Annotated in this window: 20 protein-coding genes; 5 read left to right on the forward strand and 15 right to left on the reverse strand. The window is 61.8% G+C overall.

Translation table 11 applies throughout. From position 1 onward, the window contains the following. Positions 1 to 16: 16 nt before the first annotated feature. A complete protein-coding gene (locus tag VF672_RS20340) occupies positions 17 to 922 on the reverse strand; it encodes a LysR family transcriptional regulator (protein WP_331106332.1) in 906 nt (301 codons plus the stop codon). 62 nt (positions 923 to 984) lie between these two features. Between VF672_RS20340 and VF672_RS20345 the strand changes: the two genes are divergently transcribed. Both VF672_RS20345 and VF672_RS20350 read left to right on the forward strand, forming a co-directional pair. Beyond that, a complete protein-coding gene (locus tag VF672_RS20345; RefSeq protein ID WP_331106333.1) occupies positions 985 to 1692 on the forward strand; it encodes a CTP synthase C-terminal region-related (seleno)protein in 708 nt (235 codons plus the stop codon). A 5-nt stretch (positions 1693 to 1697) separates the two neighbouring features. Next, positions 1698 to 2027, forward strand: a complete 330-nt coding sequence (locus VF672_RS20350; RefSeq protein ID WP_331106334.1) for an antibiotic biosynthesis monooxygenase — start codon at positions 1698 to 1700, stop codon at positions 2025 to 2027. A gap of 205 nt (positions 2028 to 2232) precedes the next feature. Here the strand turns inward: VF672_RS20350 and VF672_RS20355 are convergent, their stop codons facing one another. The 3 genes from VF672_RS20355 to VF672_RS20365 all read right to left on the reverse strand — a co-directional run bounded on the left by VF672_RS20355 (position 2233) and on the right by VF672_RS20365 (position 5311). Beyond that, on the reverse strand, positions 2233 to 3651 hold the full coding sequence (locus VF672_RS20355) for a short-chain fatty acid transporter (RefSeq protein ID WP_331106335.1): 1419 nt from the start codon (positions 3649 to 3651) through the stop codon (positions 2233 to 2235). A 218-nt stretch (positions 3652 to 3869) separates the two neighbouring features. Further along, entirely contained in the window at positions 3870 to 4526 is a 657-nt protein-coding gene (locus VF672_RS20360; RefSeq protein WP_331106336.1) for a CoA transferase subunit B, read from the reverse strand. 83 nt (positions 4527 to 4609) lie between these two features. Beyond that, a complete protein-coding gene (locus tag VF672_RS20365; RefSeq protein ID WP_037013408.1) occupies positions 4610 to 5311 on the reverse strand; it encodes a CoA transferase subunit A in 702 nt (233 codons plus the stop codon). 130 nt (positions 5312 to 5441) lie between these two features. Between VF672_RS20365 and VF672_RS20370 the strand changes: the two genes are divergently transcribed. The 3 genes from VF672_RS20370 (at position 5442) to VF672_RS20380 (ending at position 8430) form a co-directional block, all read left to right on the forward strand. Then, a complete protein-coding gene (locus VF672_RS20370) occupies positions 5442 to 6341 on the forward strand; it encodes a LysR family transcriptional regulator (RefSeq protein WP_331106337.1) in 900 nt (299 codons plus the stop codon). Between the two features lie 130 nt (positions 6342 to 6471). After that, a complete protein-coding gene (locus VF672_RS20375) occupies positions 6472 to 7842 on the forward strand; it encodes a gluconate:H+ symporter (protein WP_331106338.1) in 1371 nt (456 codons plus the stop codon). Positions 7843 to 8154: 312 nt separating this feature from the next. Further along, the gene (locus VF672_RS20380; protein WP_331106339.1) at positions 8155 to 8430 is read left to right on the forward strand and encodes a hypothetical protein; all 276 of its coding nucleotides are present in this window, start codon (positions 8155 to 8157) and stop codon (positions 8428 to 8430) included. Positions 8431 to 8440: 10 nt separating this feature from the next. Here VF672_RS20380 and ssuE read toward each other — a convergent pair whose 3' ends face one another. The 11 genes from ssuE to VF672_RS20435 form a co-directional block, all read right to left on the reverse strand. Beyond that, positions 8441 to 9022 carry an NADPH-dependent FMN reductase gene (gene ssuE, locus VF672_RS20385; protein WP_331106340.1) on the reverse strand — a complete coding sequence of 194 codons (582 nt, stop codon included), beginning with the start codon at positions 9020 to 9022 and terminating at the stop codon, positions 8441 to 8443. 344 nt (positions 9023 to 9366) lie between these two features. Continuing rightward, on the reverse strand, positions 9367 to 10449 hold the full coding sequence (locus tag VF672_RS20390) for a polysaccharide biosynthesis/export family protein (RefSeq protein WP_331106341.1): 1083 nt from the start codon (positions 10447 to 10449) through the stop codon (positions 9367 to 9369). A 166-nt stretch (positions 10450 to 10615) separates the two neighbouring features. After that, positions 10616 to 12028, reverse strand: a complete 1413-nt coding sequence (locus VF672_RS20395) for an undecaprenyl-phosphate glucose phosphotransferase (RefSeq protein WP_331106342.1) — start codon at positions 12026 to 12028, stop codon at positions 10616 to 10618. A gap of 13 nt (positions 12029 to 12041) precedes the next feature. Next, positions 12042 to 13265: a glycosyltransferase family 4 protein gene (locus VF672_RS20400; protein WP_331106343.1), complete on the reverse strand. Its 1224-nt coding sequence runs from the start codon at positions 13263 to 13265 to the stop codon at positions 12042 to 12044. Positions 13266 to 13360: 95 nt separating this feature from the next. Beyond that, entirely contained in the window at positions 13361 to 14401 is a 1041-nt protein-coding gene (locus VF672_RS20405) for an acyltransferase (RefSeq protein ID WP_331106344.1), read from the reverse strand. A gap of 9 nt (positions 14402 to 14410) precedes the next feature. Further along, complete coding sequence (locus VF672_RS20410; protein ID WP_331106345.1) at positions 14411 to 15544, reverse strand: glycosyltransferase family 1 protein; 1134 nt, start codon at positions 15542 to 15544, stop codon at positions 14411 to 14413. A gap of 97 nt (positions 15545 to 15641) precedes the next feature. Further along, entirely contained in the window at positions 15642 to 16964 is a 1323-nt protein-coding gene (locus VF672_RS20415) for a hypothetical protein (protein ID WP_331106346.1), read from the reverse strand. A gap of 100 nt (positions 16965 to 17064) precedes the next feature. Further along, entirely contained in the window at positions 17065 to 18318 is a 1254-nt protein-coding gene (locus tag VF672_RS20420; RefSeq protein WP_331106347.1) for a glycosyltransferase family 4 protein, read from the reverse strand. Beyond that, positions 18315 to 19316, reverse strand: coding sequence for a glycosyltransferase (locus tag VF672_RS20425; protein WP_331106348.1), 1002 nt, complete (start codon positions 19314 to 19316; stop codon positions 18315 to 18317). Before VF672_RS20425 ends, VF672_RS20420 begins: the two co-directional genes overlap by 4 nt. 116 nt (positions 19317 to 19432) lie before the next feature. Further along, entirely contained in the window at positions 19433 to 19948 is a 516-nt protein-coding gene (gene rfaH, locus VF672_RS20430) for a transcription/translation regulatory transformer protein RfaH (RefSeq protein ID WP_331106349.1), read from the reverse strand. A gap of 5 nt (positions 19949 to 19953) precedes the next feature. Continuing rightward, positions 19954 to 20754: a WbqC family protein gene (locus VF672_RS20435; RefSeq protein ID WP_331106350.1), complete on the reverse strand. Its 801-nt coding sequence runs from the start codon at positions 20752 to 20754 to the stop codon at positions 19954 to 19956. Positions 20755 to 20777 lie beyond the last annotated feature (23 nt).

The raw sequence follows: 20777 nt of genomic DNA on the forward strand, positions 1-20777 counted from the left end.
TCCCGGACCGTCTGCCCTACAGCTCAATCGCCTGGCTGAGTTCCCTGAACAGCGCTGACACCGAGCGCAACGCTCGGCAATCCGGGCGCGTCAGCAGCCACAGCCCGGTGTCATGGCCCTCGATCGCCTCGCTCAGGGAATGAACGTCACCGTCCCCCAGCATGAAATCAGGCAGCGCTGCCACGCCCATGCCTGCGCGCACCAATTGCGCCACCGCCAACATGGAGCTGCAGCGGTAGGCCAGATTCACCTTGGGTAAGTGCTGGCGCCGCCATGTCACGGTCGGGTGGTCGGGAAGGAAGTCGTCGGGAGCGATCCAGTCCATGTCGCCCAGGGCCAGATCGCCGCAACGTCGCGCGTAGGCATCGCTGGAACAGACCCGATACGAAACCGTGCCAAGGCGAGTGCCCACCAGGTGCTCAGGCGGTGCGTGGGTCAGGCGCAACGCGATGTCGGCGTCGCGGCGGCTCAAATTGGCGAAGCTACTGGAGGTGTCCAGTTCCAGCTTCAGCCCCGGGTAGTCGGGCATGAAGCGGCTCAAGGCCGGGAGCAACAGGCTTTGCAGCACGGCTTCGGTGCAGGTCAGCCGCACCGTGCCGCTGACGATGTGTCGGCCCTGCTCGAGACTCAATTGCGCCAGCGCCAGCGCGTTTTCGGCGCTCTCGGCCTGCTGTGCAAGCACCAGTGCCGCACTCGTTGGCACATAGCCCGCGCGGCTCTTGTCAAAAAGCGCCGTGCCCATCGCCTTTTCCATACGGCGCACCGAGCGGAACACGGTCGAGACGTCAACCTTCAGCAGTTCGGCGGCTTTGGCCAGTGTCCGGCCGCGCACCAGCGCGAGGACAAGCGTGAGGTCGGCATGGTTGATTCGATAGTGCGCGGCTGCATTGATCACTTGCCTGGACGCCAATTCTGATTGCATGGCGACAAGCTTATAGTCGCGGCCGGACCTTACGCAAAGCGTTTTGATATCAGGGAGCACGCATGACTCAACCGCCGAAAATCCGCATCGCATTAGTGGGTGACTACGACCCGGACGTGCCCGCGCATCAGGCGATACCGGTGGCACTGGACAGGGTGGCGAACGAAACGGGCGTTGCTGTCGACGCCCAATGGCTCGCCACCACGGACGTCGGGACTGGCGCGAGCCTGCACGCATTCGATGGGATCTGGTGCGTGCCGGCCAGCCCTTACCGCGACATGCACGGCGCGCTGACGGCGATTCGCTTCGCCCGCGAGCGACAGGTTCCCTTCCTCGGGACGTGCGGCGGTTTCCAGCATGCGCTGCTGGAATACGCGCGCAATTGCCTGGGCTGGGCCGATGCCGAGCACGCCGAGACGGCGCCGCACGCCAAGAACGCGATCATCACGCCGTTAAGTTGTTCACTGGTCGAGGCCGTCGCGCCGATTCGACTGCGGGCGGGCTCACGGATCGCCGCTGCCTACGACGCGCTGGAAACCCAAGAGCGCTACCGCTGCCGCTACGGTTTGCGCAAGGAACTGGAGGGAGAGGTTTTTGCCGGCCCGCTGAAAGTATCCGGCCATGACCACGACGACGAGGTCCGCGCGATGGAGCTGGACGGTCATCCGTTTTTCATCGCCACGTTGTTTCAGCCGGAGCGCGCGGCACTGGAGGACCGCACACCGCCGCTGGTGAAGGCGTTTGTGCGGGCCTGCGCGGCGGAGGAGTGAGAGGCATGACATTGGCAGAAACGTTTGGCGTGCCGTATTACGCGGTGATTTTCACCTCGCTGCGCACTGAGCGCGAAGCACGGGAATATGACGAGGCAGCGCAGCGAATGCTCGACCTGGTTCGTCAGCAGCCGGGTTTTCTCGGTGTGGAATCGGCCCGCGGTGACAATGGGCTGGGCGTCACCGTGTCCTACTGGGCCAGTGAGGAAGCGATCCTGGCCTGGAAGGAACATCCGCAACATCGGGAGATCCGTGAGCGCGGCCGTTCGACCTGGTACCGGCAATGCACGACGCGGGTTTCCAGAGTGGAGCGGGAGTACAGTTTCGGACGTTGATGCTCGGTCAGGCCCATTTCGACGGTGGTTTTGCAGCCACCGGCCCATGTGGGTCGTACACATAAGCCGGCTTGCTGGCGAACGCGGTCGTGACATGTCCAGCGACTGGCACAGCACCTTCGCCAGCGAGCCGGCTTCTACAGAATGTGGCCTGCAGAGGGAAGCGCGCCGAGTTCGTCCTCGGCGCACCTGGGTCTCGACTCCATCAAGGCATGACAGGCGGGACGTACGCCAACGTCGTGCCCAGCACCCACAGCAGGAACAACACCAGCGGCGTGTGCACCAGCAACTGGACGAACGAGAAACCGATCAAATCTCGCGCCTTGAGGCCGAGGACACCCAGCAGCGGCAGCATATAGAACGGGTTGATCAGGTTCGGCAGCGCTTCGGCGGCGTTGTAGATTTGCACCGCCCAACCGAGGTGATATTTGAGGTCATTGGCGACCTGCATCACGTACGGCGCCTCGATGATCCACTTGCCGCCGCCGGACGGGATGAAGAACCCCAGAATCGCCGAGTACACGCCCATCAGCAGCGCATAGGTGTCGTGGGACGCGATGCTGGTGAAGAACGTCGAGATGTGGTGCGCGACGGTTTGCGCGTCGCCGCCCTTGACGGTTGTCAGCAGCGCGGCAATCGAGCCATATAGCGGAAACTGAATCAGCACGCCGGTGGTGGTCGGCACGGCGCGGGCCACGGCATCGAGGAAACTGCGCGGACGCCAGTGCAGCAGCGCGCCGACCATGATGAACAGGAAGTTGTACGTGTTCAGGCCTGAAATCGCGGTAATCGCGGGTTTGCTGCTGAACTCGTTGTACAGCCAGCCGGACGCCAGCGCGACCATGAGGATGATCAACAACGGGCTGTATTCCAGCCATTCGCCCGGACGTGTGCGCGGCGGCAGCGGTGGCAGGCTGAAGCTTGGGTCAATGCCGCACGCCTCGGCATCGCGGGCATTGGCCGGGCCGGGCGCCGTGGCGTACGCGATGATGATCGAGACCACCACCAACGCCAGCAGCATGACGCCGGACTGCCAGAGGAAGATGGTCTGGGTGAACGGAATGACGCCGGTGATCGACAGAATCGACGGCGGCAGGCTGGCCGGGTTGGCTTGCAATTGCGCGGCGGAGGACGACAGGCCCAACGCCCAGACGGCGCCCAGACCCAGATAAGCAGCGGCGCCGGCAGCGCGGTAGTCCATTTTCAAATCAGTACGGCGGGCGAGGGCACGCACCAGCAAGCCGCCGAACACCAGCGACAGTCCCCAGTTGAGCAGCGACGCCACCATGCTGATCAGTGCGACCCAGGCCACTGCAGAACGGCCATTCTTGGGAATCCGCGCCAGGCGGTCGATCAGCTTGACCGCCGGCGGCGAACTGGCGACGACGTAGCCGCCAATGACCACGAACGCCATTTGCATGGTGAAGGGGATCAGGCTCCAGAAACCGTCGCCGAAGGCTTTGGCGGTGTCGGCGGGCTTGGCGCCGATGGCCAGGGTGGCGAGGGTGACGATGACCACGGCCAACGCAGCGAACACCCAGGAGTCCGGGAACCAGCGTTCCGCCCATTTGGCGCAACGCAGGGCAAAGCGGGCGGAGCGGCTTTCTTCGATGTCGGCGGCCACGTGTGTTACCTCTTGTCGTTATTGTTCAGGTTTTAGGGGACAGCAGTTTCAAGTGTGGGCAGTGACGCAAAAAAACACCGGCTCAGAGACGGCAAAGCCCCTTCATCGCTGAAAGGGCAGGGCGGTCTGAAACAGGTGCGGGTGTCGCGAACGCTTAAGGTGTGGCCAGAGCCTGGGACATCACACGGATCCTGCAGGAGCGTGCCATCGCGGACCCATCAGAACGTCATTTCCACGACATCATCCGGCACGATCAGCTTACCGGCGGTCTTGGCAATGATTTCCTCTACCGTCACACCCGGGGCGGTCTCGCGCAGCACGAACGCGCCGTTTTCAATTTCCAGGTAGGCGAGGTCGGTCAGCACTTTCTTGATGCAGCCGGCGCCGGTCAGCGGCAGGCTGCAGCGCGACAGTAACTTGGACTCGCCGTCCTTGGACGCGTGGGTCATGGTCACGATGATGTTGTCGGCACCGGCGACCAGGTCCATTGCGCCGCCCATGCCCTTGACCAGCTTGCCGGGAATCATCCACGACGCAATATTGCCTTCGACGTCCACCTCGAACGCACCCAACACGGTCAAGTCGACGTGGCCGCCACGGATCATGGCGAACGACTCGGCCGACGAGAAAATCGACGCGCCCTTGCGCGCCGTCACGGTCTGTTTGCCGGCGTTGATCATGTCGGCGTCGATGGTTTCCTCGGTCGGAAAGGCGCCCATGCCGAGTAAACCGTTTTCCGATTGCAGCATCACGTCGATGCCGTCCGGGACGTAGTTGGCGACCAGGGTCGGAATGCCGATGCCCAGGTTCACGTAGAAGCCGTCTTGCAATTCACGGGCAACGCGCTGTGCCATTTGTTCGCGGGAGAGTGCCATGGTCTTGGGTCTCTTTTATTCTGTCCGGCCTGTGGGAGCCGGGGATACAAAGGGAGGAAAGCGGTTGGAGTCCGACGCTGACGTCAGGCTTTTCTCACGGTTCGCTGTTCGATGCGTTTCTCGAACGTGCCCAGAATCACGCGATCGACATAGATACCCGGGGTGTGGATTTCGGTTGGCAGCAGCACGCCGGGCTCGACGATCTCTTCGACTTCCACCACGGTGATCTTGCCGGCCGTGGCCACCACTGGATTGAAGTTCTGCGCGGTGTGACGGTAGACCACGTTGCCGAAGTGGTCGGCTTTCCAGCCTTTGACGATCGCGAAATCACCGGTGATGGCTTCTTCCAGGATCACGTTTCGGCCGTTGAACTGGCGGGTTTCCTTGCCTTCAGCGACGGGCGTGCCGTACCCGGTGGCGGTGTAGAACGCCGGAATGCCGGCACCGCCTGCGCGCATTTTTTCGGCCAGAGTACCTTGTGGGGTCAGCTCGACTTCCAGCTCGCCGCTGAGCAGTTGGCGCTCGAACAGAGCGTTTTCGCCGACGTAGGACGCGACCATTTTGCGGATCTGCCGGTCCTCAAGGAGGATGCCGAGGCCAAAGCCGTCGACGCCGCAGTTGTTGGAAACGACCGTCAGGCCTTTCACACCCATGCGTTTGATTTCAGCAATGAGGTTTTCAGGAATGCCGCAAAGACCGAAACCGCCGGACAGCACGGTCATGTTGTCGGTCAGCCCGGCAAGGGCTTCTGCGTAAGTCGCCACGCGTTTGTCGAGTCCAGCCATGGTGATATCCCGCCTTATTTGTAGTTGTGTCCGACAATCAAAGCATCGGAGAGCGTTGCCTGCATCTTCTCTCGCACGCACTGATTTGTTAATTTTGTTTTCTTGATTGATTGATAAGTAATCCAAATATATGAACGTCAAACAGCTTCGGGCCTTTCTGGCGGTGGCGCAGTGCCTGAGTTTCGCGCAGGCCGGCGAGCGGCTGCATGTCTCGCAGCCTGCGTTGAGCCTGACCATCAAGGCGCTGGAGGAGGACTTGGGCGGGCCACTGCTGACGCGTACCACGCGCAGTGTCAGCCTGACGCCGGAGGGCGAGGCGTTGCTGCCGCTGGCCCGGCAGTTGCTCGCCGACTGGGACAACACTGAAGAGTTGCTGCGCCAGCGATTCACCCTGCAAATGGGCAAGGTCTCAGTCGCAGCCATGCCGTCCTATGCGGGCAACCTGCTACCCGCCGCGCTGAAGGTGTTTCGCCAGCGCTACCCGCGGGTGAACGTGGCAGTGCATGACGTGATCAACGAGCAAGTGATCGAAATGGTCGGGCATCGGCGGGTCGAGCTGGGCATTGGCTTCGAACCCGAGGCCGGCACCAACCTGACCTTCACCCCGTTCTACATGGACCGCTTCGTCGCCGTCGTGCCCAAGGACTCGCCACTGGCCGCGCGCAGCGAGGTGGACTGGGACGAACTTTTGCGTCACGACTTCATCACCCTGCAACGCCCCTCGGCGGTGCGTCTGCTGCTGGAACAGGACCTGCAGAGTCAGCACGGCAAACTGTCGGTGGCGTTTGAAAGCCATCAGCTCTCCACGGTCGGGCGCATGGTCGCCAATGGCCTGGGCGTCAGCGCGGTGCCGTCGCTGTGCATCGCTCAGATGGAGGAGTTGGGCGCCCGCTGCGTGGCGCTGGAGGGGCCACGCATCGAACGCCGCATCGGCTTGATGACCCAGGCGGATCACCAATTGTCGGCAGCGGCGCAGGGACTGCGCGAGGTCTTGATCGAATGCGCGCGCGTCGATGCGGCACGGGACTAGTGCAGCGAAACGGCCATTTCCTGTGAAAATTTAACTGCGACGCAATGCCGCATCCGGTATCGTGCGGCCGGTTGAAACAAATTGTTTCAATCCATCCTGCATCAAAAACCGAACGATAAGGGGGTCCGCGTTGGATCTGTCGTCTGCTGCCTGGGTGTTTCATGACACCCGCCTGATCATCTGCTGCCTGATCGCCATTGCCACCATCATCGTGCTGATCAGCGCTACCAAGCTCCCGCCGTTTCTGTCGATTCTGGTGGGCACATTCATCGCAGGGATAGGTGCGGGGTTGCCAGCGGAGGCAGTGGCGAAGGCGTTCAGCAAGGGCGCGGGCGGGATTCTGGGTGAAGCCGGGATCATCATCGCTTTGGGGGCCATGCTCGGTGCGCTGATGGCCGAATCCGGCGCGGCCGACCGCATTGCGTCAACGCTGCTGGGGCTGGGCAAGGGCAAGATGCTGCCGTGGGTCATGGCGCTGGTTGCCATGGTCATCGGCCTGCCGCTGTTTTTCGAAGTGGGTCTGGTGATGATGGTGCCGATCATCTTCGTCATGGCGCGCCAGTCCAATCAGCCACTGCTGAAGATCGCGATCCCGGCGCTGGCCGGCATGACCACGCTGCATGCCCTGATGCCGCCGCACCCAGGGCCGTTGATTGCCGTCGCCGCCCTGCATGCCGATCTGGGCCTGACGATGTTGCTGGGCTTCTGCGTCGCGGTGCCGGCGGTGATTCTGGCCGGTCCCTTGTACGGCAACTGGCTCTCCAGGCGCATGCACATTGAAGCGCCGGCGGAGCTGGGCGAGCTGTTTTCCGCCAAATCCAATGCCTCGCGTCAACCGAGTTTCGGCATTTCGCTGCTGATCATCCTGTTGCCAGTGATCCTGATGCTTGGCAGCACCCTGGCCAAAGTCGCCATGGACCCGGAAAGCAACACTGCGCTGACATTGAAATTCCTCGGCGAGCCGTTGGTGGCCCTGGGTATTGCGGTGCTGGCCGCGACGGTGTGCCTGGGCTGGGCCAACGGCATCTCCCGCGAGCAAGTGGGCGGCACGTTGCGCAAGAGTCTGGCGCCGATTGCCGTGCTCCTGCTGACCATTGGCGCGGGTGGCGGCTTGAAGCAGACCTTGCTGGACGCCGGAGTCAGCCAGACCATCAGTAAAGTGGCCGAAGGCGCACACATGCCGTACCTGCTGCTGGCCTGGTTGATTGCGGTCGCGCTGCGCCAGGCCACCGGTTCGGCCACCGTTGCGACGACCACCACGGCAGGCATTCTTGCGCCGATGATGGCCGGGCTGGCGCCGGTGGAAGCGTCGTTGGTGGCGCTGGTGATCGGGGCGGGCTCGGTGTTCTTCTGCCACGTCAACGATGCAGGGTTCTGGATGGTCCGCGAATACTTCGGCTTGCAATTGAAGCAGACGATTTGGGTGTGGTCGGTGCTGCAGACCATCGTTTCGGTGGTGGGCCTGATCGGCACGTCGCTGCTGTGGCACTTTCTGGTCTGACGATCTTTCAGAGACAGCGCTGAGCAATGTGGGAGATCCCCATCCTCCAGACCCGGCGCCTTACCTGTGGGAGCGAGCTTGCTCGCGAATGCATTCTGTCTGTGACGAATCAATCGCCTGACACTCTGCCTTCGCGAGCAAGGTGGGACGCCACCCCGGTCGCTCCCACAGGTTCCATGCTGGCAGATGCGTCGGTGTAACCCTCCCTACGCGCCAATCCGATAGCGACTATCAAGACGACTGATTTCTGCTGGAAAGGCGCGGCGCGTAGCCTTGGCTTCATTCCAGAAACGAGCCGAATGGAGGCTCCCAATGAACCGTCTTCTTGCCCTCTCCCTGTTACTCTCCGCCTCCGTTCTTGCCGGTTGTGCCGCTGGCAATCATCCCGAACTGCGCCCCTACAGCGCTGAAGAAACCCAACAGTTGGCCCTCGAAGACCTTAACCGTCGCGGTTTGTCCTACGACGAATTCCAGGCCCGCAAGGCTCAACTGATGGCGCAGCCGCAACTGCAACGTGCCCACGCGTTCGATGACCGCGGCGAAGTGAACGCTGAAGTCAGCGCCCCTTCGAAAGCCCGTCAGGGTTGAGCCGGAAAACCTACAACGCCAGTTTCAAATGCCCGCCCGCTTCCTTGTGACGCGCATGGGTCCGGTGTTGCAGGCCCAGTAGAAAGTGATCCAGCCCGTCATGCAGACGCTGGGTCAGCAGTTCATCCAGGTCACCGCCCAACACGTTCTCGCCGTAGCTGATCTGGCTGTCGATGGCGAACACCCCATGCAGCACTTCCTGGCATTTCAACGCCGACAGCACGGGCTTCAGGGCGTAATCCACCGCCAACATGTGCGCAATGCTCCCTCCGGTGGCAATCGGCAATACCACTTTGCCGTGCAGCGAACGCTCCGGCAGCAGGTCGAGCAGCGTCTTCAACGCCCCCGAAAACGACGCCTTGTACACCGGCGTGCCGATCAGTAAACCGTCTGCCTTGGCCACCGCTTCGATGAAGGCCACCACCTGCGGGCTGTCGAATCTGGCGTACAACAGATCCTCGGCGTTGAAATCCTGAATACGCACACCGTTCACTTCCACGCCACGGTCCCTCAGCCAGTGCGCAGCGTGCTGCAGCACCACGCCCGAGCGCGATCGTGTGGAAGGGCTACCTGAAATCGAGACTACCAACATGTGTTGTTTCCTTGGGGTCAGTCACCCGAGGTGCCAGGCACCTAGCAGGCCGCGTTCAACGCGAAATAATGGGCGTGAAGACCCTTTGCTGGACTCAAGCAGCATGCGTGCCAGCGCGCTGGATCAGCCGTTGCTCCCGTCAGGCCAGTGGCCAGGCACCGCCGCCCGCCACCCGCATGCTCCACACTGTTGATCCCCGCGCACGCAGCTGCTGATTCGCTGTTGCGCCAGCAACACCTGGCGCCACTGAATTCAATCCAAAAAAAATCCCCGCAGTCGGACCACTGCGGGGATTTCTCTGTTGCTCTGCTGTCAGCCTCAAGCTTCAAGCGTGTCGCCGGCACTCAATTCCTGAACATGGCACCCGTCTGGATGATGTTGTTCGAACCCAGCAACTGGCTCACGTAGCGGCTCCAGCGCGTGATGTTGGCAGGGCCAACGAACACGACGTCCTGGGCTTCGAGCTCAAAGCCTTTGGCCAGCGCAAAGCTGGTCGGCTTCTTCGCCGCCAGGTGGTAGACCGTCGCGGCGTGGGTGGCGTCCTGCGCACGAATCACGTACACCGCGTCGCCATCGGCCGCATCGGGGCTCAGACCGCCGGAGGTGCCCAGTGCTTCCAGCAAGGAAACGCTGGTGGTGCTGAACGAGATCACCTGTGGGCGCTGAACTTCACCCAATACGTAGATCTTGTTTTTCGAGTTGCTGTTGAGGTGCAGGTAATCGCCGTCTTTCAGGAAGATCTTGCTGATCTGCGAATCCTTGCGGTTCAGCGAGTCAACGTCGATCACATAATCCTTGCCGTCGCGACGCAGGGTCAGGCCCGCGAGGTTCGCGTCAGTCAGGTCAAGACCGGCCTGGCTGATGGCCTGGACCAGGCTCAGCGGAATGTTGGTGATCGGCTGCGGGCCGGGGGTTTTGAATGCACCCGACAGCAGCACACGCTGGCTGTTGTAACGCAGCACTTTGACGTCGACTTTCACTTCGGTGTACTGCGGCGCCAGGCCCATGCGCAGTTGATCGCGGATCTGCGAAACGGTCTTGCCGGCGGCCTGGATGCGACCCACATACGGGAAGAACATCGTGCCGTCGTTCAGCACTTCGCGGCTGTTGGCGTCCAGTTGCTCCTGGGAGCCCGGGGCGGTCAGCTCAGGGTGTTCGAACACGGTCACCAGCAGCGCGTCGCCAGGGCCGACGATGTACTCGGGCGTCTTGTAGCTCATCAGCTCAGGGGGCAACGGCTTGGCCGCCGCCGCCGCGGTTTTTTGCTGCTGCGCCAGGGTGGCGGGGGTGATGTTGATCAGCGTCACATCGGGCCCGTCCGGATCTTTGTCCGTGACATCGCCATAAGACATGTATTGACCGGGGGCGAATGCGCAGCCTTGCAACACCAGACTGGAAAGCAGCACGACCGCTAACGTTACTTTCATATGAATGTTCCTTCTAATCCTAATAGGTGCGTACTGGCACCGCAGTGATTTCTTTGCATCCCTTACCTACACCGAACATCGGATCACATTCGCTCATGCACCCGTGCACCTCCCGCCGAGCTTACTAGCCCTTGGCCATGTTTGTTGTTATTGGCAGATTTTTCTTTTAGAAGGCGTTCTTGTTGACGAAGCCTTTGAAGAGCGTCAGCAGGATGATTTTCAGGTCCAGCCAGACCGACCAGTGCTCGATGTACTGCAGGTCGAATTCCACGCGTTTTTGCATTTTGTCCAGCGTGTCGGTCTCGCCACGCCAGCCATTGATCTGTGCCCAGCCGGTGATGCCCGGCTTGACCTTGTGACGCAGCATGTAGCCCGACACCTGCTTGCGGTATTGCTCGTTGTGCGCCACGGCATGGGGGCGCGGGCCGACGATGGACATCTCGCCGCGCAGCACGTTGAAGAACTGCGGCAGCTCGTCCAGCGAGGTGCGTCGCAGGAACGCGCCCAGCGGCGTGATGCGGCTGTCGTTGCGCGTGGCCTGGGTCACCACCGCGCCGTTTTCCTGCACGCTCATGCTGCGGAATTTCCAGACCATGATCGGCCGCCCGTCCAGCCCGTAACGGCGTTGACGAAACAGCACCGGGCCGGGCGAGGTGAGCTTGATGGCCAGGGCGATGAGCGTCAGCGGCAGGGCGATCATGGTCAGAATGATGCTCGACAGCACGATGTCTTCCAGACGCTTGACCACGCTCCAGGCGCCGTCCATGGGCGAGTCGAAAATGCTGATGCTCGGCAGCCCGTTGATGCTTTCGCTGCGGGCGTGCAGCAACTCGAACATGAACACGTCCGGAATCACATAGACCGACGCGGTGGTGTCGCTCAAACCCTTGATCAACGCCTGCAGACGCTCCTGTGCGCCGAGTTCGAGGGTGATGTAAACCTTGTCGATCTTGCCGTCGCGCGCGTCCTGGATCAGTTGATCCAGATCGCCCAGCACCGAAATGCGCCGACCGATGCGCGCCAGGTCGATCTGCTGCGGCGCTTCGTCATAAAAGCCCAGCAGGTTCAGGCCCATCCACGGGGCTCGTTCGATCGACATCGCCAGGCGTTCGCCACAATGGCCCGTGCCGACAATCGCCACGCGACGGGTGTTGAAGCCTTGGGCGCGCAACGTGTGCAGCACGCTGCGAATGGCCAGGCGGTAACCACACAGCGCTACCAGCACGACGGCAAACCAGGCCATCTGGCTGTTGTCTGCCAGGTGGTCTGGCTGCAGCAGCAGGTAATCGACAAACAGCAGCAGCACGAAGGCCAGGCCCCAGTAATTGGCGACCTTCAACAGCTCGCGCACAATGCGCTCGCCACGCCACGAGCCATACAGCTGGTGATATTCGGCCAGCCAGTGAAAGGCCACCGCCGCCAGCAGAATCTGCATCCAGGCTTCGGAGCTCATCGGTGTGCCGGTGAGCACGTTGATGCCATAGCCGCCGACCGCGATGACCGCCAGATCGAGCAATCGATGGGCGACGGACAGCGACGATGAATGGGCATGCAGGATGCCCCTTAATGGAGTGCGCATAGGCTGGGCTCGCTCAGACGGATTTGATCGGAACAACGCGGGCGGAGAGGTCGCTGCTGACCAGCGTCGGCGCGATCTGGATCGGCCGGGTGTACACAGGCTGGCGGCTTTGACGGGATGCGCTCAGGCGCGTCTCGACAAACTGGCGCATTTCCTGTTCGAAGCGTGCCTCGCTGAAGCGCTCGGCGTTGGCCCGACAGGCTTGCGCGGTGATGCGGGCACCGTTGATCTCGAACGTCTCGATGGCCGCCATCAGCGACGCCACGCTTTGCTCCGGGTAGAGCACCCCGGTCGGCTGCGGGTGGTCGAGGCCGCAGACCGTTTCCACCACGCCCCCCTTGGCGAACGCGATGACTGGCGTGCCGCAGGCCTGGGCTTCCACCGGGCTGATGCCGAAATCTTCTTCGGCGGCGAAGACGAACGCCTTGGCGTTACTCATGTGTTCCTGCAACACCGCGAACGGCTGATAGCCCAGCAGCGTCACATTCGGCGCGTGCGCCGCAGCGGCTTTGGCCTTTTCCATTTCCGGACCGTCGCCGATCACCACCAGGCGCTTGCCCGGCATTGCCGCGAAGGCTTCGATGATCATCGGCATGCGCTTGTACGGCACCATGCGCGAAGCGGTGAAGTAGTAGTCCTGTTTCTGTTCCTGAAGCGCGAAGCCGCGGGTGTCCACCGGCGGGTAGATCACCGTGGACTCGCGACGGTATGCCTTGGTGATGCGCGCGCCGATGAAGTGCGAATTGGCAATGAAATCGTCGACCCCTGCGGCCGTGCGCTGATCCCACATGCGCATGTAATGCAGGATCATCCGCGCCACTTTGCCTTTCAGGCCGATGCTCAGGTTCGCCTCTTTGAGGTACTGATGCTGCAGGTCCCAGGCGTAACGGATCGGCGAATGCACGTAGCTGACATGCAGTTGGTCCGGGCCGCACAAGACGCCTTTAGCTACGGCGTGACTGCTGCTGATGATCAAATCGTAGCCGGACAGGTCCAGTTGCTCGATGGCCATCGGCATCAGCGGCAGGTAACGCTGGTATTTGGTCCGGGCCTTGGGCAGGCGCTGGATGAACGTGGTTGTCGCGACCTTGCCGCCCAATTGGGCGCGGTCCTGGTCGCTGAGGAAATCGATGACGGAGAACAAGTCCGCCTCGGGCCAGATTTTGATCAGCGATGCCAATACCCTTTCGGCACCGGCGTACGTCACCAGCCAGTCGTGGACGATTGCAATTTTCATTGAAATTCTCTGCATTAACGGCCGAAGGATGCCCGGCACGTCGAGCGAAGCTCGCGCGGGCAGTCCATAGCCTTTCCATGTGCGCAGGCGCTAAATCAGACGCTGACAGCTCGCGTCTTGGCGTTGCGGTTATTGAGGCGTTTTCCGAGCTGGATGAACGGGTGTTCGATGAAGCGAAAGCAAAGATGAGCGGCGGCCAGGGTCAGCGCCGTTGCGACCAGCGCCACCACCAGGCCCGGTGCGTCAGTGCCGTGCAACAGGTATTCGCTGAGCATGCCCATCGACGGGTGCAGCAGGTACAGCGAGTAGCTCACTGCCCCCAGCCAGACCAGCGCCGGGTGGTCCAGGCGTACACGACGGGTCAGCACCACGAAGCTTACGATCGCCACGGCGTAGGTGAAGCAGTAGCGGCCCCAGGTTTCGCCGGTGCCCATGTCTTTGCTGTAGGCCAGAATCAGCGTCGGCGGCAACAGCACCGCGAAGGCCGCGAACAGCATTCTCAGGTTCCGCGTCAGCGCCGCGCTGTGTTCGGCCAGCAGCCACTGGCGCCACACCGAGCCGAAGAACATCAGCGACAACGCCAGCGGCAGCGCCACCGGCAGTTTGTGATCGGTCAGCGCACGGGCAATGCTCATCGCCAGTGCTACAAGCAGACACACCAGCGAGCAGCGCGCGCGGAACGCCAGGTCATACAGCTTGCCGGCGATAAACAAGACCAGGCACAAGCCGTAGAACACCAGCTCGATGAACAGCGTCCAGTACAGGCCCACCACATCGTCAAAGCCCAGTGCCGCCTGCACCATCGTCAGGTTGGCGACGATCTGTGGCCAGGACGGCAGCGGGGCGCCGAGCAGCTCAAGCATCAGCACAAACAGCACCAATGACAGCCAGTAGGCCGGGTACAGACGCATAAAGCGTGAGATCAGAAAGCGCCGGGTACCGTCAGGCACCGGCTTGAGGCTGTAGGGGATCACTACGCCGCTGATCATGAAAAACCACAGCACCCCTAATTTTCCAGGGTCAATCAGGTAGTCCAGCACCCATACGTGACCGATGACCGGTGCGTACAAGTGAGTGAAGACCACCATCAAGGCGGCGATGCCGCGCAACGCGTCGAGATAGGCAAGGCGTTTCATGTCTACGCCTCAGAGCTTGCTGGAAGATTCACGACCCAGGGCGTCGCTGCCCTGGCTGCTGCGCCGGTCTCTGGCCGGGCTCAGCAATGCGTCGATGCGTTGGGAAACCTGTCGCGCCGACTCTTCCCAGGAAAACCGCGCCACGTTGTTCAAACCGCGTCGCCGCAGTGACTGGCGCAGCGGTATGTCGGTCAGGATTCGCTCCATGGCGGCGGCCATGTGGCACACGTCCAGCGGGTCGAAGTACAACGCGCTGGCCTGAAGCACTTCAGGAATCGAGGCCGCGTTCGCCGCCAGCACCGGGCAACCGCACGCTTGTGCTTCCAGAGGCGGAATGCCGAAGCCTTCATAGAGCGACGGAAACACAAAGGCCGTCGCGCCCTGGTACTGGCTGATCAATTCGGCGTCGCTCAGGCGACCCAGAAAGCGGATGCGCGGGTCGCGACTGGCCAGGCGCTGCAGGTTGTCGTCGCTGAAGATCCCGCTGGCGCCGCCGACGATGCGCAGTTGCAGGTCATCGTGGCCGCGCAGCAACAGGAACGCTTGGATCATCCGGCTGAAATTCTTGTGGGCGCTGGGCGAAGACACCGCCAGCAGGTAGTCCGGTTGCTTGTCCTGCAGCTCTTTGGGTGCCGGACCTGGGTGAAACGCGCCACTCACCGCGTTGGGCACCACGAAGATTTTCTTCTCGGGGTATTTGTAAAACTGCGAGATCTCGCCCTTGGAAAAGCTGCTGACGGTCAGCAGCGACTTGCTTCGCGCCAGCATGATCGGGGTCATGGTCCGGTACAGCAGGCGGAACGTGCGGGTGTAGCTTTCCGGGTGGCGCACGTAGTTGATGTCGTGGTGAGTCGAGATCTGATGGCTGTAAAGCAGTGGCGCGGTGCTGCACAGGGAAATCAACAGCGGGTTGCCGTGACGACGCAAATAACGCGGCAGTTCCAGTTGCTCCCACAGATGACCGCTGTGGCGACCGATGCACTGCACGTCGAGGGCCTTGGCGCTCTCGTGCATTTGAATGCCGTGGGGGGAAACGAACACCACGTCGTCACGCAGTTGCTTGAGGGCCAGACAGATCTGTTCGGCGAAGCGCTGGACGCCACGCAATTCCTGGGTCAGAAAACGTGCATTGATCACAATCATTTGGTCGACCTGTAGAAGAGATAAGGGGTCGTGCGCAGGGCCCGTCGGCACCCTGAATGAAGGGGCGCTCTCGATACGGGCCGTAAAAAAGCAGAATTCAGGGCAAGGCAAACAGTGCCGGGCGTGTGCCCAGGCTTATTATTTTGGGGAACTCATCGATCGGCACTTGCGCCGAGCAACGCCCGTCGTTGCAGTTCCACGGGATGCCGCTGTCCACCAGGCCCTTGTGCGGCTGGCGGGTGTCGATGTATTGCACGTTGCCGCGCAGCACGCTGCTGGCGTCCACCTTGATCGAACGCGGCAGCCCGGCTGTCCAGGCGACCATGATCTGCTCCGAACCCTTGGCGAATCGCAGCAGGTATTGGGAGTCAAGCTCGCGGCTCTTTTCCGCGTCATAACGGAATTGATGCAGCGTCGGGCTGATAGCCTTCAGCGTCAGGTAGGCCTGCTTAATGCTGAGGTCCTGGTTGAGCAGGCCGAAGTTTTGCTCCGGATCGCCACCGTCAGGGCCGTCGTTGAGCAAGCCGTTCCACCACATGCCTTTAATGTTGGGCATCGTCTGCGCCAGGAAAAAGCTGCGCGCCAGAAACGCTGCCTGAGTCTTCTCGTCACCGCCGCAACGCCCGTCATTGCTGGGCCAGCCCATCTCGGTGAGGTACAGCGGCACCGGTTCTTTGTTGCGGTTCTTTTCCTTGAGGTCTTCGCTGATTCGTCGCAGCCAGGCGATCCAGTTTTCCGGGGTGTTGCGCTCATCCGAACGGCAGTACACATAAGGGTGAAGCGACAGCCCGTCGACATGCTTGAGCACCCCGGATTCGATCAGCCGATCGGCAAAGCCCAGGTCCATGCCCTGACTGGTCACGGCACCGGCCAGAATCACCATCGGTCGTTCGTTGGCGCGGATACGCTTGGCCGTCTGTTCGATGAGGATGCTGTAGTCCTTGGCGAACAGCGGGTCGACCGGGTTTTCCCTGTCCCACTCGTTCCAGATTTCGTAGAAGTCCACGCTGTCGGTGAGCTGGCGCGTGACGAAGCTGGCGTAGTTGCCGTAAGCGTCGCGCACCGACGGTTTTCGCGGTTTTGCGTAATTCTCGTAAAACGGGTTGCCGTAGCCCAAAACCAGTAACGGCCGCAAGCGGTGTTCCTGGGCTGCGCTCAGAAACGACTGCCACGCCGGCTCGATCTTCAATAACCCTCGTCGGGGCTCGGCGCTGGACCAGTAGGCGTCGTCACGCACCGAGTCGACGCCCGCCGCTTTGAGCAACTGCAAGGCGCGGCCGGAGGTCGTGGTCTTGTTCATCAGGTGCGTGTCGACGCCGATGATGAACGCTTCGTCAGCCCGCGCGGTGCAGACGATCAATACGCCCAGCAGCAGGACCGCCGAGCGTCGTCGTAACCTGCTCAGGTAAGGGATGGGCATGGCTTGTCTCAATGAAGAGGCACGGTCCGGAGCGCTTGCTCAGGTAGGTCGCGGGCCGTCGGTGATAATGTCGGCATGACGAACGTCCATGCCGATGCGTTCAAACCGGGTGGGGCAGGGTTTGCCGGCTGCGCTGGGCGACGTCGTCCAGCAGCGTCTGGGCAAAAATGCTTTCGTAACTGTCGAGCATCAACTCCAGGTTCAGTAACGACGCCACGCTGACCCGCGCCTGACTGCTCAGGCGCGCCAGTAATTCCGGGTTCTGATGCAATCGCAGCATCGCCTGAGCCAGTGAGTCGGGATCCTGCGGGTCGCACAGCAGCCCATTGAGCGGGTCTTGAATGATTTCCGGCAAACCACCCATGCGGCTGGCAATCACCGGCACCGAGTGGGCGCAGGCTTCAACGGCGACCATGCCGAACGGCTCGTTCCACAGTGAAGGCACGATGGCGACGTCGATCTGGCGGTAAAACACTTCCGGCTTCTGATAGCCGACGAAACTGATATTCGACGAGTTCGCCAGCGCCTTGAACGTGGCTTCGTCGTCGTTCTGTCCGCGGCCGGCGATCTGCAGCGTGGCGTCGAAGGGCAGGCGCTGAAATTGCTCGATCAGCCAGGCCACGCCTTTTTGATGCGACAGCGTGCCCATGTAGCCGAAGCGCAACGGCGCGGTTTTCGCGGCCATGTCCGCTTGCCGCCGTTGCTGGGGCGAGGCGGTCGGCGGCGTGAACGGGCTGGCGTTGTGCACCACGTAAGGGCTGGCGGCGCTGAAATACCCGCGCTGCTGCAGTTTTTCGAGGATGAAGCGGCTGACTCCGACCACCGCCGCGACCTGCGCCGAGCGGGCGTCGTGGCCCTTGCGGAAGGTCTGGCACGTGCCGCACTGCTGTTGGCAGCACTGGCCGCGCTTGAACATGTTGCTACTGGGGCACATCAGGTACATGTCATGCAGCACCTGCACGATCGGCAGCCCGGCGGCAGTGATCTCGTCCCAGACGGAAACCGACCAGCCCGCCAGGTTGTGGCAGACCACCAGTTGCGGCTGCTCGTCGGCGATGACCTTTTTCACGTAACGGCGCATCGCGCCGTTGTAGCGGTCGCGCAGGTGCCAGCCCAGGCGCGCCAGACGACCAGGCCGCTGGGCGCCGAAATGCCAATAGAAGTTGCGCAGGCCGGCGCGATAGACCTTGACGCCGTTCACTGCGTCAACGCTCAAGCCCGCGTCGGGACCGGTCACCAGCACGCTGACGTCACAGCCGCGTTGTTGCAGGCCTTCGACGGTGCGCTGAAGGATGATTTCCGCGCCGCCTCCAATGTGAGGGGCGTACAGGCTGCTGATGAACAGTATTTTCATAGTGGATACGACTGATTCAGACCCAGGACGCCGGACTCACCGTCACGGATGGCTTGTTCGATCAGGCCAAGGCGTTCCTCGGCACCGCGTCGCTTGGCGATCACCCGCAGCAGGCGGAAAAACACCCAGCGGTTGAGGCTGTACAGCACTGAGGAGTTGGCCCAGATGTTTTTGTCGAACCAGGCCTGATTGCGTGCGCCGTAGTAGGCGCGCAAGTCCGAGCCGCCCAACAGGAAGCTTTCGTAAATGTTGTTGGTGCGCGCCTTGATGTTCCACGAGCTTTCCAGGTCGTCGAGCAAGGCGTCCGGCACCAGAAAGATCCGGCCGCCGCCGGCCGTGATGCGCCAGGTGTATTCGCTGTCGTCGGCGTACAGCATCAAAGCGTCCAGCGGCAGACCGATGCGGCGGTAAAGGTTGCGATGGGCGAGTAGGCCGCCGTACGTGGCGAACGGCAATTGCACCAACGGCAGTTTGCTGTGCGGGCTCTGCGGTGCGCCCCACGGCAGCCGGCGCCAGATCTTGTACGGCAGCTGCGCGATGTGGAAACCGAAGAAGCTCGAACGTCGCTGAATGGCGAAGCGCTTTGGCACGCCAGCGGCGATGTCCGCCTGATGGGTCGGTCGAAAGCCCAGCACGGCGGCCTTGTCTTCGCCGTCGATGCGTTTACGTTCTTCGAGGACCTGATGCAGCGTGGCGATGGCGTTGATGGTCGGCGCGTTATCGTCGTCCATCAGCCAGATATGCTCGGCGCCGGCGTCCAGCGCGGCCTGAATCCCCACCGAGTAGCCCCGCGCGGAACCGGTGTTCTCGTGCATATAAATGACGCTGACCTGGTTGGGCCACGTCCGGCGCAGGGTGTCCAGCGGCGCGGTGGAAGCATTGCTGACGATGATCACGCGATCGATCAGCGGGCTCTCCAGCGAGCGGCTGACCAGCGTGTGCAGGTAGTTGAAACGGTCACCATAGGTGAGCGTCACCAGCGTTGTTTTCTGGGTCATGGCGATTTCCGGGCGAAGGGGGGTCAAGAGGCTGAAAGCATCAGCCCCGTGGGAATCAGGAGGTGTGGATCAGAATGGGTAAGCAGTGCGCAAAACGCTAAGGCTGCAAGGCGCTATCAGGCCTGCGCTTGTACCCGCGACAGGCTGCTGACCGGCAGGGTGACTTTTTGCTCGCGTTGCAGCAGGTTGAGCAGAATCACGGCACGCTCATCGCCGTCGGCGGCCAGGAAGATCGCCTCGACGTCATTGAAACCCTCGGCGGTAATCCGCACCGTTTCACCTTCTTGAAAGCTGACCGTGGCCGGTGGTGCCAACAGACGCTGGCGAATTTGCTCGATCAAGGCGTCCTGCACCGGAACCGGCATGCCGCCAAAGGTGACAATTCGCGCCACGCCCCGGGTCGAGCGGATCGGGTACCAGTTGTCGCTGGCCTGATCCATGTGGATGAACAGGTAGCCGGGGAACAGCTCCTCTTCGGCCGGTGCCCGCGAGCCGCGTTTCTTCTCGCCGTGCTTGACCGGGCGGTAGCACTCGAACTGCTGACGTTGCAGGTGCTCGGCAGCACGCGCCTCCTGACGGGGTTTGGTCTGGATGAGGTACCAGCGCGCGGAGCTATTAACGACTTCAGACATACACTTCACTCCACTGCGATCCGGTGAGCCCCGGTCAGGACAACGTCAGGTTTTGGCGTCAGGCCGTGTATCGAAACGGGTCTGGCGCAGGGCGGATGCTTGTCCAGCCCGTACTCGGTCAACATCTGCTGCACGTGCTCGACGCAGTTGAACATCAGCACATCGATGATCGACAGGTTAGCGACGAAAGGCTCTCTGAACTGCCGATACACCAGCGGGTTCATCCGGAAAAACCGCACCAGCAAACCGTTGCGGGCGAAGTGATCACGGTCATAGAGCACCGATCCGCCTTCCGGGGTAATAAACGTGGTGGCTTCAAACGTGTGAGCGATGCGGATGATGCGCTCTTGTTTGTCCGCAGCGCTACCCAGAATCAGGTCGGAACTGCGCAGAATCGGCGTGACGATGTGCAGATAAGCGCACATCTCACGGATTGCGTGTTCGGCATACAGCGCGATGTTGCGCTGCGGGAAACGGATCAGCCGGTCCAGCAGCGGCATGACCTGGGCGAAGTAGGGCGCCTCCCAATAACTTTCAGCAAGCAGATCGATCAGCCGTTGGGCTTCATCGCTGAAGTGGTCACACAGTTGGCGCTGGTTGATCTGCAGCTCAAAGCGGTCTTTCTTCAACGGGAAGCTGATCAGCCTGGCTTGGCCGTTGTGCAGGATGCGGTTGCGATTGACCCACCCGGACCGCACATAGTGCAGGTCGTCTCCCAGGACGAAGACGTCTGCGGCGGCAATGAGCTGGAAATAACCCAGGTACGGGAACAGATACGGCTGCATCACTGCAATGGTCCTGGCCATGTGTTTCTCCTTGGCTTGCGTGT

Source organism: Pseudomonas sp., assembly GCF_036387035.1.
Taxonomy (GTDB): domain Bacteria; phylum Pseudomonadota; class Gammaproteobacteria; order Pseudomonadales; family Pseudomonadaceae; genus Aquipseudomonas.